Source organism: Streptomyces sp. NPDC090077 (assembly GCF_044747545.1).
GTDB lineage: Bacteria > Actinomycetota > Actinomycetes > Streptomycetales > Streptomycetaceae > Streptomyces.
On record NZ_JBIVEG010000007.1, the window covers coordinates 73274 to 87864 of the forward strand.

General features: G+C 73.3%; 11 protein-coding genes. 4 read left to right on the top strand and 7 right to left on the bottom strand.

Features of this window, described 5'->3' with window-relative positions:
- Window positions 1-218: 218 nt before the first annotated feature.
- The 3 genes from ACIPW5_RS14470 to ACIPW5_RS14480 form a co-directional block, all read right to left on the bottom strand.
- Window positions 219-2351, bottom strand: coding sequence for a SpoIIE family protein phosphatase (locus tag ACIPW5_RS14470; RefSeq protein WP_401244542.1), 2133 nt, complete (start codon window positions 2349-2351; stop codon window positions 219-221).
- Between the two features lie 251 nt (window positions 2352-2602).
- Complete coding sequence (locus tag ACIPW5_RS14475; protein ID WP_401244544.1) at window positions 2603-3325, bottom strand: DUF402 domain-containing protein; 723 nt, start codon at window positions 3323-3325, stop codon at window positions 2603-2605.
- A gap of 103 nt (window positions 3326-3428) precedes the next feature.
- The gene (locus tag ACIPW5_RS14480) at window positions 3429-4832 is read right to left on the bottom strand and encodes a class II fumarate hydratase (protein ID WP_401244546.1); all 1404 of its coding nucleotides are present in this window, start codon (window positions 4830-4832) and stop codon (window positions 3429-3431) included.
- A 107-nt stretch (window positions 4833-4939) separates the two neighbouring features.
- Between ACIPW5_RS14480 and ACIPW5_RS14485 the strand changes: the two genes are divergently transcribed.
- Window positions 4940-6469, top strand: coding sequence for a ricin-type beta-trefoil lectin domain protein (locus tag ACIPW5_RS14485; protein WP_401244548.1), 1530 nt, complete (start codon window positions 4940-4942; stop codon window positions 6467-6469).
- Between the two features lie 89 nt (window positions 6470-6558).
- Here the strand turns inward: ACIPW5_RS14485 and ACIPW5_RS14490 are convergent, their stop codons facing one another.
- Window positions 6559-7347, bottom strand: a complete 789-nt coding sequence (locus tag ACIPW5_RS14490) for a glycerophosphodiester phosphodiesterase (RefSeq protein WP_401244550.1) — start codon at window positions 7345-7347, stop codon at window positions 6559-6561.
- A 90-nt stretch (window positions 7348-7437) separates the two neighbouring features.
- Entirely contained in the window at window positions 7438-10161 is a 2724-nt protein-coding gene (locus tag ACIPW5_RS14495) for a hypothetical protein (RefSeq protein WP_401244552.1), read from the bottom strand.
- A gap of 43 nt (window positions 10162-10204) precedes the next feature.
- Between ACIPW5_RS14495 and ACIPW5_RS14500 the strand changes: the two genes are divergently transcribed.
- Window positions 10205-10783, top strand: coding sequence for a hypothetical protein (locus ACIPW5_RS14500; RefSeq protein ID WP_401244554.1), 579 nt, complete (start codon window positions 10205-10207; stop codon window positions 10781-10783).
- 6 nt (window positions 10784-10789) lie between these two features.
- Here the strand turns inward: ACIPW5_RS14500 and ACIPW5_RS14505 are convergent, their stop codons facing one another.
- Together ACIPW5_RS14505 and ACIPW5_RS14510 are read right to left on the bottom strand one after the other, a co-directional pair.
- The gene (locus tag ACIPW5_RS14505; RefSeq protein WP_401244556.1) at window positions 10790-11395 is read right to left on the bottom strand and encodes a hypothetical protein; all 606 of its coding nucleotides are present in this window, start codon (window positions 11393-11395) and stop codon (window positions 10790-10792) included.
- A gap of 145 nt (window positions 11396-11540) precedes the next feature.
- Window positions 11541-13205: a fumarate hydratase gene (locus ACIPW5_RS14510; protein ID WP_125822334.1), complete on the bottom strand. Its 1665-nt coding sequence runs from the start codon at window positions 13203-13205 to the stop codon at window positions 11541-11543.
- Between the two features lie 150 nt (window positions 13206-13355).
- Between ACIPW5_RS14510 and ACIPW5_RS14515 the strand changes: the two genes are divergently transcribed.
- Both ACIPW5_RS14515 and ACIPW5_RS14520 read left to right on the top strand, forming a co-directional pair.
- On the top strand, window positions 13356-14036 hold the full coding sequence (locus ACIPW5_RS14515; protein WP_401244558.1) for a DUF1707 domain-containing protein: 681 nt from the start codon (window positions 13356-13358) through the stop codon (window positions 14034-14036).
- A gap of 131 nt (window positions 14037-14167) precedes the next feature.
- On the top strand, window positions 14168-14569 hold the full coding sequence (locus ACIPW5_RS14520) for a WhiB family transcriptional regulator (protein ID WP_401244560.1): 402 nt from the start codon (window positions 14168-14170) through the stop codon (window positions 14567-14569).
- Window positions 14570-14591: the final 22 nt, after the last annotated feature.

A 14591-nucleotide genomic window follows, 5' to 3' on the forward strand; every position in this document is an offset into this window, starting at 1 on the left:
ATCTCGCCTGACCCGCGCCGCCCGGCACCGCGCCTCGCCGCGTTGGCGGAGCACCCGAGTACGTCCAGTACGAGGGCGCCCCGCCAACGCGCCGATGCACGGCACCGGACGACGCGGGCTTGACCGGCAAGATCCGAAAGAGACGACCTAGCCGCACGCGAAGGGGCCCCGCAGCGAATCCGCTGCGGGGCCCCTTCGCACGTCCCGGCTCCCGCCGGTCAGCGCCGTTCGTGCGCCCCCGGCAGCGGGAGCTCGAACCAGACCACCTTGCCGCTGCTCAACCGGGTCGCACCCCACCGCCGGGCGAGCCGGTTGACCAGGAACAGGCCGCGCCCGCCCTCGTCGGTGTCCCGGGCCCGCCGCTGGCGCGGCAGCTGCGGGGAGTCGTCGCCGACCTCGCAGCGCAGCACGTCCGTGCGCAGCAGCCGCAGCGTCACCGGCCGCTCCGCGTACCGGACGGCATTGGTGACCACCTCGCTGACCAGCAGCTCCAGCGAGTCGCTCAGCTCCTCCAGGCCCCAGCGGGCCAGCGCCCGGCGGGCGAACCGGCGGGCCCGGCCCGGAGCCGTCTCCTCCGGGTCCAGGAACCAGTACGCCACGTCGCTGGGCGCGATGCCCTCGAAGCGGGCCGCGAGGAGCGCGATGTCGTCGTCCCGGTCGCCCGGGCCCAGCATGTCCAGCACGTCGTCGCAGAGGGCCTCCAGCGGCGGCGAGTGGTCCAGCCCGGTCAGCTGCGCGGTGGTGGCGAGGCGTTCGCGCAGCTGCTCGATGCCCGTCCACACGTCCCGCAGCCGGGACTCCACCAGCCCGTCCGTGTACAGCAGCAGGGTGGCCCCGGCCGGGGCGTCCAGCTCCACGGCCTCGAAGTCCACGCCGCCGACCCCGATGGGGGCGCCCGGCGGGACGCGCAGCACCTCCGCGCGGCCGCCCAGGTGCAGCAGCACCGGCGGCGGGTGGCCGGCGTTGGCGATGGTGATGCGGTGCGAGACCGGGTCGTAGACCGCGTACAGGCAGGTGGCCATGCGGTCGGAGCCCAGCCGCTGCGCCTGTTCGTCCAGGTGGTGCAGCACCTCGGCCGGCGGCAGGTCCAGCTGGGCCAGGGTCTGCGCGGTGGTGCGCAGCTGGCCCATGATCGCCGCCGAGGTCATGGAGTGGCCCATGACGTCGCCGACGACCAGCGCGACGCGGCTGCCCGGCAGCGGTATGGCGTCGTACCAGTCGCCGCCCACCCGGGCCGTCTCGGCCGCGGGCAGGTAGCGGGAGGCCAGCCGGACCCCGGTGGGCTGGGGGAGGCCGTCGGGCAGCATGGTGCGCTGGAGCTCGTCGGCGATGTAGGCCTCGCGCCCGTAGAGCACGGCCTTGTCGATGCCGAGCGCGGTGTGCGTGGCCAGCTGCGCGGCGACGAGCAGGTCGTTCTGCTCGAACGCGTCCCGGTCGGGGGTGCGCAGGAACACGGCCGCGCCGATCACCCGCCGACGGCCCCGCAGCGGGGCCAGGATGGCCCGCTGGCCGCGCGGCACGGGATGCTCGGTGCCCAGCAGCTCCGGGAGCGCGTCCTTGGCCCCGGCGGCCGACCCGAAGACCGGCCGTACGCCGCGCAGCACCTCGGCGAGGGCCCCGCCGGGGCGGATCTCGCACAGCTCGGCCGCGGGCAGGTCACCCTGCGGGCCGACCAGCGGCAGCTGGCTGAAGTCGAGCTCGCCGGCGGCCCCCGCGGCCCCGGCGCCCCCGTCGGCGTCGGTCAGGTCGTCGATCGGCCGGAGCCGGTCGGTGCGGCGCAGCCTTAAAACGACCGGGCCGACGGGCCGCTCGTCACCGACGGGCAGCGGGTCGCGTAGGTAGACGAGGATCGCGTCCGAGAAGGTCGGCACGGTCGCCCGGCACAGGCCGAGCACGATCTCGTCGAGGTCGATGCCGCGCGCGATCCGGCGCGTGGCGGCGCCGACGAAGCGCAGCCGGTCGCCCTCGCGGCGGGCCACGCCGACCTCGCCGGGGCCCGGTCCGCCGCCCGTGCCGGAGCCCGCGGGCGGGACCGCCCGTACGGCGGTGGCCGCGTCGCCGGCCGGTTCCGGACCCGGAGGCGCCGGCGGGGCCTGGCCGCCGGCCGGGGTGCGCCGGCCCGCGTTGCGGGCGGCCTCGCCGTCCCGGCCGCGCGGGGCCGCCTCGGCGGTGTCCGCCGGGCCGTGCCCGGAGCCCTCGCCCGTGGTGCCGCGCGGGCGCGGGAAGTCGGCATGCGTGCGTACGGCCTCGGCGGCCGCGATGGGGGCCTTGCCGTGGCCGAGCTCGTCCGTACCTCCGCCGGAGGCGACGGTGGGCTGCGGGCCCTCCTGGGAGGTGGGGTACTCCGTCACGCGTGGAATTCCGTCCGTTTGCGCTCGATGTGCGCTGCACTCAACTCGGTCAGTCGCGGTATACCCGCTCAGCGGCGGGGGCACCATCACCCCCGGGTACCGCGTCCCGCTCGTTACCTTTCGCTCGCGTCGACCTCCGGTCAAGTCCCGGTCGCCGCAGGTCATTTACGGGTGTGGGACCGGTGGGGCCCCTCGTGAACGACCTGCGGAGGACGATCCTACGGTTGACCCCCGGGGGCGCATCAAGGGTCTCATGAGGTCATATGCGCCGGGGTGCGGTCCCAGTCCTCGGGCAGAACCGGAACTCCCCAGGCCGGATCGGGCCTCCAGTCCTGCCATCCGTCGCAGAACGGAGCCCCCCAGGCCTTCACCACCTCGACCGCCGAGCGCCCCGCGTCGACCACCCGGCGCGCCTGGTCCTGGTCCATCAGCCCGATCCGCTGGGCCTGCGCGAACTCGTCCTCGTCCAGCCACTTCCAGCTGCGGTCCGGGTAGACCGCGATGTCGAGGAAGTGGTCCACGGAGTCGACCCCGCCGGTCCACCGGGTGCGGGGCTCCTCCAGGTTGACGTACCAGTTGCGCAGGTGCCAGTCGTCGTCCCAGAACAGCCAGACCGACCACGGCTCCCCGGGCCGCGCCAGCTTCAGCACGCCCCCGCCGAACCAGCGCGAACGCGCGGTGGTGCGCGGCGCGGTGTACCGGGTGGCGAGCGGCTCCCGGTGCACCGGGCTGCCGTCGGCCAGCACCGGCTTGACGCATTCGGTGCCGGGCGCCATCCACACGGCGAGCAGCTCGTCCGTGTCGCGCACCACCGTCACCGGCCGGGCGATGTGGAACTGGCCGTCCAGTCCCGGGGCGTGGTCGCGGTAGCGCCACAGGATCTGCTCCCCGGGCTCCCAGTGCCGCTCCTGCGCCCCGCCCCCCGCGGCGGGCCGTGCCGCGCCGCCCCCGGACCCCCCGTTGGTACCTGTCATGCGCAGATCTTAGGGCGGAGGCCCCGCGGGATGCTGCGGTGCAGGTCACGGAGGGGGCCGGGGACGGCAAACGACCGGATCCGGCCCATGGCCGGAACCGATTTCAGGGCCGCGTCATCCGCAGCACGTCGAGCGCCTCGTCCAGCTGCGCGAGGGTGAGCGCGCCCCGGTCGACGTAGCCGGACTCCAGCACGACCTCCCTGATCGTCTTCCGCTCGGCGAGGGCCCGCTTGGCCACCTTGGCCGCCTCCTCGTAGCCGATGTACCGGTTGAGCGGGGTCACCACCGAGGGCGAGGACGCGGCGTACTCCCTGGCCCGCTCGGAGTTGGCGGTGATCCCGTCCACGGTCCGGTCGGCCAGCAGCCGGCTCCCGTTGCCGAGCAGGCGGATCGATTCGAGCAGGTTCCGGGCCATCACCGGGAGCATCACATTGAGCTCGAAGTTGCCGGCCGCGCCCGCCACGGCGACCGTCGCGTCGTTCCCCATCACCTGCGCGGCGATCATCAGCAGGGCCTCGGGGACGACCGGATTGACCTTCCCGGGCATGATCGAGGACCCCGGCTGGAGATCCGGCAGATTGATTTCGGCCAATCCGGTGCGCGGGCCGGAGGACATCCAGCGCAGGTCGTTGCAGATCTTGGTGAGCGAGACGGCGATCGTACGGAGCACCCCCGAGGTCTCCACCAGCGCGTCCCGCGCGCCCTGGGCCTCGAAGTGGTCGCGCGCCTCGGTCAGCGGCAGCCCCGTCGCGCCGGCCACCTCGGCGATCACGGCCGCGGAGAAGCCGGGCGGGGTGTTGATGCCGGTGCCCACCGCCGTACCGCCCAGCGGCAGCTCGGCCAGCCGCGGCAGGGCGGCCCGCAGCCGGTCGACGCCGTAGCGGACCTGGGCGGCGTACCCGCCGAACTCCTGGCCCAGGGTGACCGGGGTGGCGTCCATCAGGTGCGTGCGCCCGGCCTTGACCACCTCGGCGAACTCGGCCGCCTTGCGCTCCAGGGCGGCGGCGAGGTGCTCCAGGGCCGGGATCAGCTCGCGGGAGACGGCGGCGGTGGCGGCGATGTGGATCGACGAGGGGAAGACGTCGTTGGAGCTCTGCGAGGCGTTGACGTGGTCGTTGGGGTGGACCTCGCGCCCGAGCCGCTCGGTGGCCAGGGTGGCGATCACCTCGTTGGTGTTCATGTTGGACGAGGTCCCGGACCCGGTCTGGAAGACGTCGACGGGGAAGTGCTCGTCCCAGCGCCCCTCGGCGACCTCGGCGGCGGCGGACCGGATCGCCTGCGCGACGTCCTCGTCCACCACCCCCAGCTTCGCGTTCACCAGGGCCGCGGCGGCCTTGATGCGGGCGAGGGCCTCGATGTGGGCGCGCTCGATGCGCTGCCCGGAGAGCGGGAAGTTCTCCACCGCGCGCTGGGTCTGCGCGCGCCATTTGGCGTGGGCGGGGACGCGCACCTCGCCCATGGAGTCGTGCTCGGTCCGGAACGCCTGCGGCTGCTGATCGTCAGTCATCTTTGTAGCCTCCTCAGAAACTTGAGCAATTGTCTTGTTCGGACTGTTCCCATCTCCCCTACCGGCCAGTAAATACCGGGGGTAACACCGATATCGGGGAGGCGTTCATGGCACGTGCCCGCACGAAACCCAGGCTCAGATGTACCTTCGCCGCCGTCGCGGCGTTCGCGGCCGCCCTCGGGGGCGTCACCGCCGTCACCCCCGTGGCCCAGGCCGCACCCGCCGCGTCCGGCTCGATCACACCCCTGTCGCCGGAGCTGGAGGCCGTACGCGCCGCCGAGGCCGTCAGGATCTACGGCGACCCGGCGATCCGGCCGCTCGCCGAGCGCAGGACCGGCCTCATCTCGCTCGGCGACAGCGAGATCTCCGGCGAGGGCGTCGGCAACTACGACCCCGCCACCAACACCCCGTCCAACCAGTGCCACCGCTCGCCCGACGCGGCCATCCACCGCACCGGCATCCCGGCCGACCTGACCTTCAACGTCGCCTGCTCCGGCGGCTACACGGGCAACATCCGCATCGGCGGCAGCAAGCAGTACGCCGACGAGCTCGTCCAGAGCGACAGCCTCGCCATCAAGGCCCGCAACACGAAGATCAAGATGGTGCTGCTGGTCGCCGGGGCCAACGACGACCTCCAGTTCGGCCCCGTCATGACCGACTGCGTCACCCGCTGGGTGCTCAGCCAGGGCACCTGCGAACCCAAGTACGGCCCCGGCTGGCAGGCGCGCGTCGACGGGCTGAAGCCCAAGGTCGAAGCCACCGTCGCCGACCTCAGGACGGTCATGCGCGACGCCGGCTACGCCGACTCCGACTACAAGCTCGTCGTCATGGGCTACCCGAGCCCCATCGGCCCCGACTTCAACGACAACCCGAACTTCCCCGGCAAACTCCCCGGAGGCTGCGCCGGATACGACTCCGACGCCACCTGGGGCCGCAACTACGCCGTCCCCACCTTCGAGAAGGGCATGCGCGCCGCCGCCCTCGCCTCCGGCGCGGTCTACCTCGACAACTCCAGGCTCTTCCACGGCCACGAGGTCTGCATGGAGGACACCTGGGCCCGCGGCCTCTACCTCGACCTCGGGGACCACTTCCCCTGGGACGAGAACACCGCCCGCCAGTCCTTCCACCCCAACTACCGCGGCCACGGCGCCTTCGCGTCCTGCCTGACCCAGCTCTACGACTCGGGCCTGCGCGAGGCCTCCTGCGCCGACCCCGCCAGCACCGGCACCCCCGTGCTCCAGGCCGGCGCCTGGGACTCCCTCTACAAGCCCCTGAAGAACGAGGCCACCGGCAACTGCCTCGACTCCTTCGGCGGCTCCAGCGCCAACACCACCAAGGTGGTCGGCTGGGACTGCCACGGCGGCCGCAACCAGGGCTGGTGGTACGACTCCGCGAAGAAGTCCCTCCACGTCGAACTCACCCACGACCGCTGCCTCGACGCCCCGGGCGCCAACTACGGCGCCGGCACCGGGCTGATCCTCTACAACTGCCACGGCGGAGCCAACCAGCAGTTCGTCCGCGACGGCGCCACCCTGCGCCCCGCCGCCGCCACCGGCATGTGCCTCACCGTCGCCGCCGCCCACGAGCAGCTGCGCCTCCAGCCCTGCAACGGCTCCGCGAACCAGCGCTTCGCGTAAGCCGCCCGTCCCCGTACCGCCACCGCACCCCCCACACCCGGCCGGACGACCCGGCCGGGTGTTCCCACGCCGGGGTGCCCGCGCACCCCCTACAGGGCCTCCAGCTGCTCCCGCACCTGCCGGGGCCGGTTGGTGATGATCGTCTCCACCCCGAGCCGTACGCACAGCTCGACGTCCTCCGGCTCGTCCACGGTCCACACCCGCACCCGCAGCCCCTTGGCCCGCAGCCGCCCCACCAGCCCCGGATCCCTGCGCACCAGGTCGATACCGGGACCGGCATGCCCCGCGAACGGCGGCCGCGGGGGCCGCAGCCCGCGCTCGATCAGGTAGACCGCGGGCAGGCCGGGCGCCAGCCGGTGCATCCGGGTCAGCGCGTTGCGGGAGAAGCTCATCACCTCGACGCGGCCGTCGGCGCCGTCGGCGAGCCCGTGCTCCTTCAGTACGCGCACGAGCTCCGCCTCCAGCCGCCCGCCGGCGCGGGTCGGGTGCTTGGTCTCCACGGCCAGCCCGACGGGCCGGTCCGCGGCGAGGGCCTCCTTGAGCAGGTCCTCGAAGAGCAGCACCCGCGCGCCCCGGTGCTCCTCGCCCTTCCAGCCGCCGAAGTCGAACGCGCACAGCTCCTCGTACGTCAGCTCGGAGACCACCCCGCGCCCGTCGGAGGTCCGCTCCACCGTCCGGTCGTGCACGCACACCAGCCGCCCGTCGCGGCTGAGCCGCACGTCGCACTCCAGGGCGTCGGCCCCGTCGGCGATGGCCTGCCGGTAGGCCTCGAGGGTGTGCTCGGGGTGCTCGTGGGAGGCCCCGCGGTGCGCGACGACGCGGACCCCACGGGCGGCGGGCGCTGAGGACGGGGAGGCCTGGGAGGACGGAGCAGTCATACGGAGATCCTTGCGAACCGGGGTGAACGGGAGACGCCCGAGCAGTCACTCCGAAGTAAACCGCCCCCACCACCTCCCGCCGCCCGCGGGTCAGTCCCCGAGCCCCGGCCCCGGGCCCCGCGGCCCGGCCTCCGGCGGCGGAGACTGCTGACCGCGCGACGGTCCGGACCCGGGCCCCGGCCGGACCGGCCGCAGGGTCGGTGCGCCCATCGTCCACAGGTGCGACCCGGCCGGACCCCGGTCGGGCGGCGTCCGTCCGGCCGCCGGCGCCTCGACGGAAGGCTTGGCGGCCGGTTCGACCGCCGGCTCGTCACGGGCCACGACCGCCGGGGCCGGGGCCTCGGCGGCGGGGGAGGGACGGGGTACCGCCGGACGCTTCCAGCGGTCCGGCACCGACGGCAGCGCCTGGACCGCCGCCGCGTCCCCCTCCCGCTCCTGCTCCACGGCCCGCGCCCGCAGCGCGCTCTGCCGTGCGACGGGGGCGAAGCCCGGCGCCGCGTTCCCGGTCTCGGAGGGCAGGGCACGCACGCCCATCCGGTTGAGGTCGCCCTGGAGCCCCTGCTCCGGCGGGAACACCTCGCGGGGCAGCTGCCACGCCGCGGCCCCGTCCACGTCCACGTGGTGCACGGTCCCGTCCACGGCGAAGCCGAGCCGGTAGCCGAGGAACTGGTCGTCCCGGTCGAAGAGCAGGTCGCCGGAGACCTCCCCGCCCCGGTCCCGCACGTCGTCCGCGAGTCCCTGCACGGCGGCGGGCAGCGGATTCGTCCGGCCCAGGCACGCCACGTAGCCGTCGGCGTCGACCGTCTTCGTCTCCTCGCCGACCGTGTACGTCATCCGCAGACGGGTGCGTCCGTCCTCACCGACCACCGGCTCGACCGCGCCGACTTCCGCCTTGCCGAACTCCAGGCGGCCGTCGCCGTTCTCCTGGCCGTACTTCTCCTCCATCGCCCCGAACTGCACCTGGTGGCGCAGGGCGGGCGGGGGGTCGCCGCGGCCGACCAGGGTGACCCGGGCCTGCTGGTTCTTCCGGAGGATGATCTCGGCGTTGGCGGCCCCGGTCCCGCCCGACCCGACGATGACCCAGTGCTCGGCGGCGTTCGGGTCGAACCGGTTCTCGGCGACCTCGTCGCCCATCAGGACCCGGCCGGGAGCCTGCGCCCGCGCGTCCTCCCACGTCCGGGTCGCCTCCAGGATGGTGAAGCAGTTGTCCAGGCGCGCGGCGGCGTCGCCCTCCAGGCCCTTGCGCAGCAGGTCCTTCACCGCCCCCGCTTCCAAGGGGCCGAGGACGGCCGCCGCGTCCGCCCCGCCACGCTCGGCGTCCGTCAGCCACCGACTCCAGTCGGCCGCTCCGGGGACGCCCTGCCCGTCCAGCTCCCGGAGCCGGTCCCCGAGCAGCCGTACGGCCTCGGCGCGGCTCTCCACGCCGTTCCTGCCGCGGGGCATGCCCGGCACCACCTCGGGGGTCAGCCCGGTCGCCACGACGGGGATCCCGTCACAGGACACCCGCAGCGGGGCGCCGCCCGAGGCGGGCTGGATCTCCGTGATCAGCTGCCCGTCGGGGCCCAGACGCAGCTGCCCGTGGCCGTTCACCACATCGCCCTGCGTGGCGAGCCGGTCCTCCCACACCCGGACTGCCTTGATCGGCACCCGGTCGCGGGGGTCGGACACGACCGCGTACGGGTCCGCGCCCATCCAGTGCGCCAGATCCCGGTCCTGGTCCGCCGACTGCACGATCCCGGCGCCGGGGTCGTCGTGCCAGCGGCCCACCGCGTCGATCAGCAGCTCCTCCGGACCCCGCCCGCTGAGGCTGGCCCCGCCTCCGATCCGCACCCTGCGGTGTGGCGTCTCCCCGGCCGCGTTCTGCTCTCCCAGCATCTGCGTGGCCTGCCCGCTGCGGTGCTCCCGCCAGGCCGCCCACTCCTGCGCGGCGGCCTTCCCCAGGCCGTCCCTGGGCAACGGCAGCCCGTTCTGGTCGTACCCGGGCAGCGCCATGGTGACCTCCCGCCCCGCGACGAACGCCTCCACCTGCCGCTGCGCCCGCAGCGAGGCCTCCCGGGAGGCGGCGAGCGCGGTGGCGTCGGCGGGGGAGAGGTGCTCGATGGGGCGGGCGAGGTCGCGCAGGAGGCGTTCTGAAGCGAGGGACACGGAGCTGGCGGCCACCAGATGGCGGTGGGCAGCCGCGTTCTGCTCGGGGAGGTGGGTCTGATCGTCCAGCGCCGCGGTCGGACGCAGTCCGTAAGAGTCCAGCAGGGCTGAGAACTCCGACCGTGCGAAGGCCTGCTCCTCCGTCGAGAGACCGGGGTCCGAATGCCGCGCAGCCAGCCAGTCGAGTTCCGCGATGCGCCCCATGTCGGCGGCGGACAGCTCACTTTCGGACGGGAGTACCGGGCCGGAGCGGAGCAAGTCATCCCGCACGGGCGTCAGGCCGTCGGCTGCACGCTCGCGGACGGCGTTGAGTTCGCCGAGCTCGTGGGCGAGGACGCGGTCCAGCATCGAGTCCGGCAGCCGGTCGGTGATCCGGATGACGTAGTTCTGCGAGGTGGTGTTCGTCGCGGTGTCGGCGAGCCTTCCCGACTCCAGCGGGATGGCGTCCACCCAGATCGTCGAGTGCTGCCCCGGGCCTTCCTCCATGACGAAGAACTGGCGGCCGTCCCGGTCCCGCCCTGCTCGGAGGGAGTCCATCCGGTCCCGCAGTACGGTCGCGGCCACCGACGCCATCCGCTGCTCCGCAGCTGACACCAGCTGCTGCCCGTGACCCTCGCGGTACGCCGGCAAGGTGCCGGGCGCCGCCCATGGGTACGTGTCCCGATCCATGTGACGCCCTCTCCCCCCGCACAACAGACCTTAAGATCATGTCATGTTGAAAGCCCGGTCTTCCTTGGAAGCGCACCTGTACATGGACCTGCACCCGTGTGAGTGCGGGGGCGACGGCGACTTCGAGCGTCGGCACCACCTGGAGCAGGTGGGCGAGGACATCGTCGCGGTGTACGAGGGGAAGTGCCGCGCCTGCGGGCGTGACCGGCGCTTCGCCTTCGTGATGGCGGAGGAGATCCCGCCCCCGCCGCCGGCCTATGGCGGGACTGAGCCGTCCGAGATCATCGATCCGGGTGAGTTCGCCGAGGTCGCGAGCCGGTACGGCAACTGGGGTTCACTCGGGGCGCTCAACTCTCCCGCGTCGGAGCACCACAAGTTCCGGGGCGCGCTGGTGAGTGCGCTGGCTGCCCTCGAAGAGGTACTCAAGTTCATTCCGGAGGGTCAGGACGCGGTCCCCGCCTCCGCGCTCACGTCCGAGCGGGGCAAGGCCCGCTATCAGAAGGACCCTGACAAGTTCAGCCGGGAAAGCCTGGAGTTCAGGGTAGAAGCCACGCACAGGGCCCTCGCCGCCATCGACAGCTCCCCGACCCCGCCCGCCGGGGCCGGGGCCGGGGAAGGCTGACGGGGGCTACGGCTTCGGCAGGGGCGACAGGGGGGCCGGTGCGACCTTGAAGCCGCCCTTGACCACCTCCGTGAAGGGGGCCGGGGCCATGCAGGTGCCCACCCGGGGCTCCGCCACCGAGCCGTCGGCCTTCACGTCGACGTTGGCGACCGCCCAGGAGAAGCCGACCCGGTCCGGCGCCCCGCGCTCGCCGTCCTGGACGCTGATCCCGATCCGCTTGCCCTCCCAGCCGACGTTCGAGCTCTTGACCACGGCCGTCAGGGTGGCGGTCTTCCCGCCCGTGACCAGGCAGTCGACCTCCGCCTCGGCGGTGCCGGTGAAGCCGGTCTCCTTGTAGTGGTGGGAGATGGTCACCCGGCCCCGCGCGTCCGTCGGCAGGCCCTTCTCCAGGCCCGGGGTGTCCGGGTGCGGCTTGGTCCACGGGACCGCCTCGGCGTCGACCGTGAAGCGGATGTCGTCCTTGGGGGCGTACGGGAAGAAGATCGCGGCGCCCCCGTGCACCGAGGCGGCCTTCGCCTCGACGGGTGCCGCCGGGGCCGGGGACGCCAGGGCCACGGCCGCGAGCAGGGCGGCGGTTCCGGCGAGGGCGAGGGCGCGGGTACGGGTCTTCATGGTGAACTCCCTTGTCAGGCGGGCCGTTTGGTTACGGGAACAGCCTCGCCGGGAGCGCGCCGGTACGGCATCTGCCGATCGGCCGACATGGGCGAGGGCCCCTCCCCCGAACGGGGGAGGGGCCCTCGGCCGCTCGTATGCCGGGCTACAGACCCGGGCCGCGGACCGGGATGTGGGTGAACGTCGGCTCGGGGGCCGGGTTCTGGAAGAAGTCGTTGCCCTTGTCGTCGACGACGATGAAGGCCGGGAAGTCCTCGACCTCGATCTTCCAGACCGCCTCCATGCCGAGCTCCTCGTACTCCAGGACCTCGACCTTCTTGATGCAGTCCTGCGCCAGGCGCGCCGCCGGGCCGCCGATCGAGCCGAGGTAGAAGCCGCCGTGCGCGCCGCACGCGTCGGTCACCTGCTGGGAGCGGTTGCCCTTGGCCAGCATGACCTTGGAGCCGCCCGCCGCCTGGAACTGCTCGACGTAGCTGTCCATGCGGCCGGCCGTGGTCGGGCCGAAGGACCCGGAGGCGTAGCCCTCGGGGGTCTTCGCGGGGCCGGCGTAGTACACCGGGTGGTCCTTGAGGTACTGCGGCATGCCCTCGCCCGCGTCCAGCCGCTCCTTGATCTTGGCGTGCGCGATGTCGCGGGCCACGACCAGGGGTCCGGTGAGGGACAGGCGGGTCTTGACCGGGTGCTTGGTCAGGGTCGCCAGGATCTCGTCCATCGGCTGGTTCAGGTCGATGGAGACCACGTCCGAGGCCTCGTCCAGGTGGGAGTCCGTGGTGTCCGGCAGGAAGCGCGCCGGGTCCGTCTCCAGCTGCTCCAGGAAGACGCCCTCGGCGGTGATCTTCGCGACCGCCTGGCGGTCCGCCGAGCAGGAGACGGCGATCGCGACCGGGAGGGAGGCGCCGTGGCGGGGGAGGCGGACGACGCGGACGTCGTGGCAGAAGTACTTGCCGCCGAACTGCGCGCCGATGCCGATCTTCTGGGTCAGCTCGAAGACCTGCTGCTCCAGGGCCTCGTCGCGGAAGCCGTGGCCGAGCGCGGAACCCTCGCGCGGCAGCTCGTCCAGGTAGTGCGCGGAGGCGTACTTCGCGGTCTTCAGCGCGTGCTCGGCCGAGGTGCCGCCGACCACGATCGCCAGGTGGTACGGCGGGCAGGCCGCCGTGCCGAGCGAGCGGATCTTCTCCTCCAGGAACTTCATCATGGAGGCCTCGTTGAGGACCGCCTTCGTCTCCTGGTAGAGGAAGGACTTGTTGGCGGAACCGCCGCCCTTGGCCATGAAGAGGAACTTGTACGCGCCGCCGTCGGTCGCGTAGAGCTCGATCTGCGCGGGCAGGTTCGAGCCGGTGTTCTTCTCCTCCCACATGGTCAGCGGGGCCATCTGCGAGTAGCGCAGGTTCAGCTTGGTGTAGGCGTCGTAGATGCCCCGCGAGAGGGCTTCCTCGTCGCCGCCCTGCGTGAGGACGTTCTGGCCGCGCTTGCCCATGACGATCGCCGTGCCCGTGTCCTGGCACATGGGCAGGACGCCGGCCGCCGCGATGTTCGCGTTCTTCAGGAGGTCGAGCGCGACGAACTTGTCGTTCGAGCTGGCCTCCGGGTCGTCGATGATCCGGCGGAGCTGCGCGAGGTGCGCGGGGCGCAGGAAGTGCTGGATGTCGTGGATGGCCTCGGCGGCCAGCGTGCGCAGCGCCTCGGGCTCGACCTTGAGGAACGTACGGCCGTCGGCCTCGAACGTCGAGACGCCCTCCGAGGTCACCAGCCGGTAGGGGGTGGTGTCCTCGCCCAGGGGCAGCAGGTCGGTGTACGCGAACTCCGGCATTTGGGTAGCCATTCCTCACTCGGCAGACAGCGCTGGCGACCAATTGGCAGCGCGGACATCAAGCGTAGGACCTCTCGCGCCGGCTGTGTCTGTGAGGTAAGGCTCACCCAGCAGTATCGCGATCTATCGTGTCTCGCTATGCTGGTCGGCGTGGACATGGAAAAGCACACCGCCGCCCCTGACCCCGCGCCCGCCGCGCCGGCCGCCGGGCCCGCCGGGCTGCGCGCCTCCGACGCCGACCGGGACCGGATCGCGCAGATCCTCTCCGACGCCCTCGCGGAGGGCCGGCTGACCTCCGAGGAGCACTCCGAGCGCCTGGACACCCTGTACGCGGTCAAGACGGTCGGGGAGCTGGACCTGCTGGTACGCGACCTCCCGGCGGCGGCCGGCGGCCACCGGCCGGCCGAGCCGGCCGCACCCGTCGGGGCCGCGGCGGCCGGCGGGCCCGTCGAGACGGTGGTCGCGGTGTTCAGCAGCTCCGCCCGCAAGGGCCGCTGGCGCCCCGGGGCCCGCACCCGCGCGGTATCGGTCATGGGCGACATCACCATCGACCTCTCCGAGGCCGTCTTCGAGCAGCAGGTCACCGAGATCACCGCGACCAGCGTCCTCGGCAACGTCGAGGTCCTCGTCCCGGAGAACGTCACCCTGCGCGGCTACGGGAGCGGCGTCCTCGGCAACTTCGAGGTGCGCGGGGAGGGCGTCGCCACCGACCCGCAGGCCCCCGTGGTGATCGTCCGCGGCTTCGCCCTGCTCGGCAACATCGAGGCCCGGCCCAAGCGCGGCTCCCGCCTCGTGGACCTGGCGGCCAGGCTCCGCAAGCATCTGGACTGAAACGGTCCGCCCGGCGGCCGGTTTCGGACGAACCGTGCCGCCCCGGCGGCGCAGGGTGCATAGCGGCACGCGCAGCGGGTAGGGACTGGTGCATCGTCTCTCGCTCGCGTATACGTCGTCAGGAGTAGACCGTGCCGCATCCGCCGCATCAGTCCCTGCAGGCAGCCGCCGTCCAGAGCCTTCCGACGCGTCCGGCCGTCGTGCCGAAGCCGCGGGTTCCGGCCAGGGAAGAGGACGGCCCATGGCACGCCGAGGCCGTCTGCCGCAGGGACGAGGCGGGACTCTTCTTCGCACCCTCCAAGGAGCCGACCGCGGCCCGGCTCGCCCGCGAGGAGGCCGCCAAAAGGGTCTGCGCCCGCTGTCCGGTGATGGTCGCCTGCCGCGAGCACGCCCTGCTCCAGCCCGAGCCGTACGGGGTCTGGGGCGGGCTCACCGCCGCCGAGCGCCGGGTGGTGCTGGGCCGCAGGCGCCGCCGGGCCGCCGAGCTGCTCCCCGGCGCGGGTGCGCCCGGACCGGTCGCCGCGGCGGGCTGACCGGCGCGCGCCGCACCGCAGA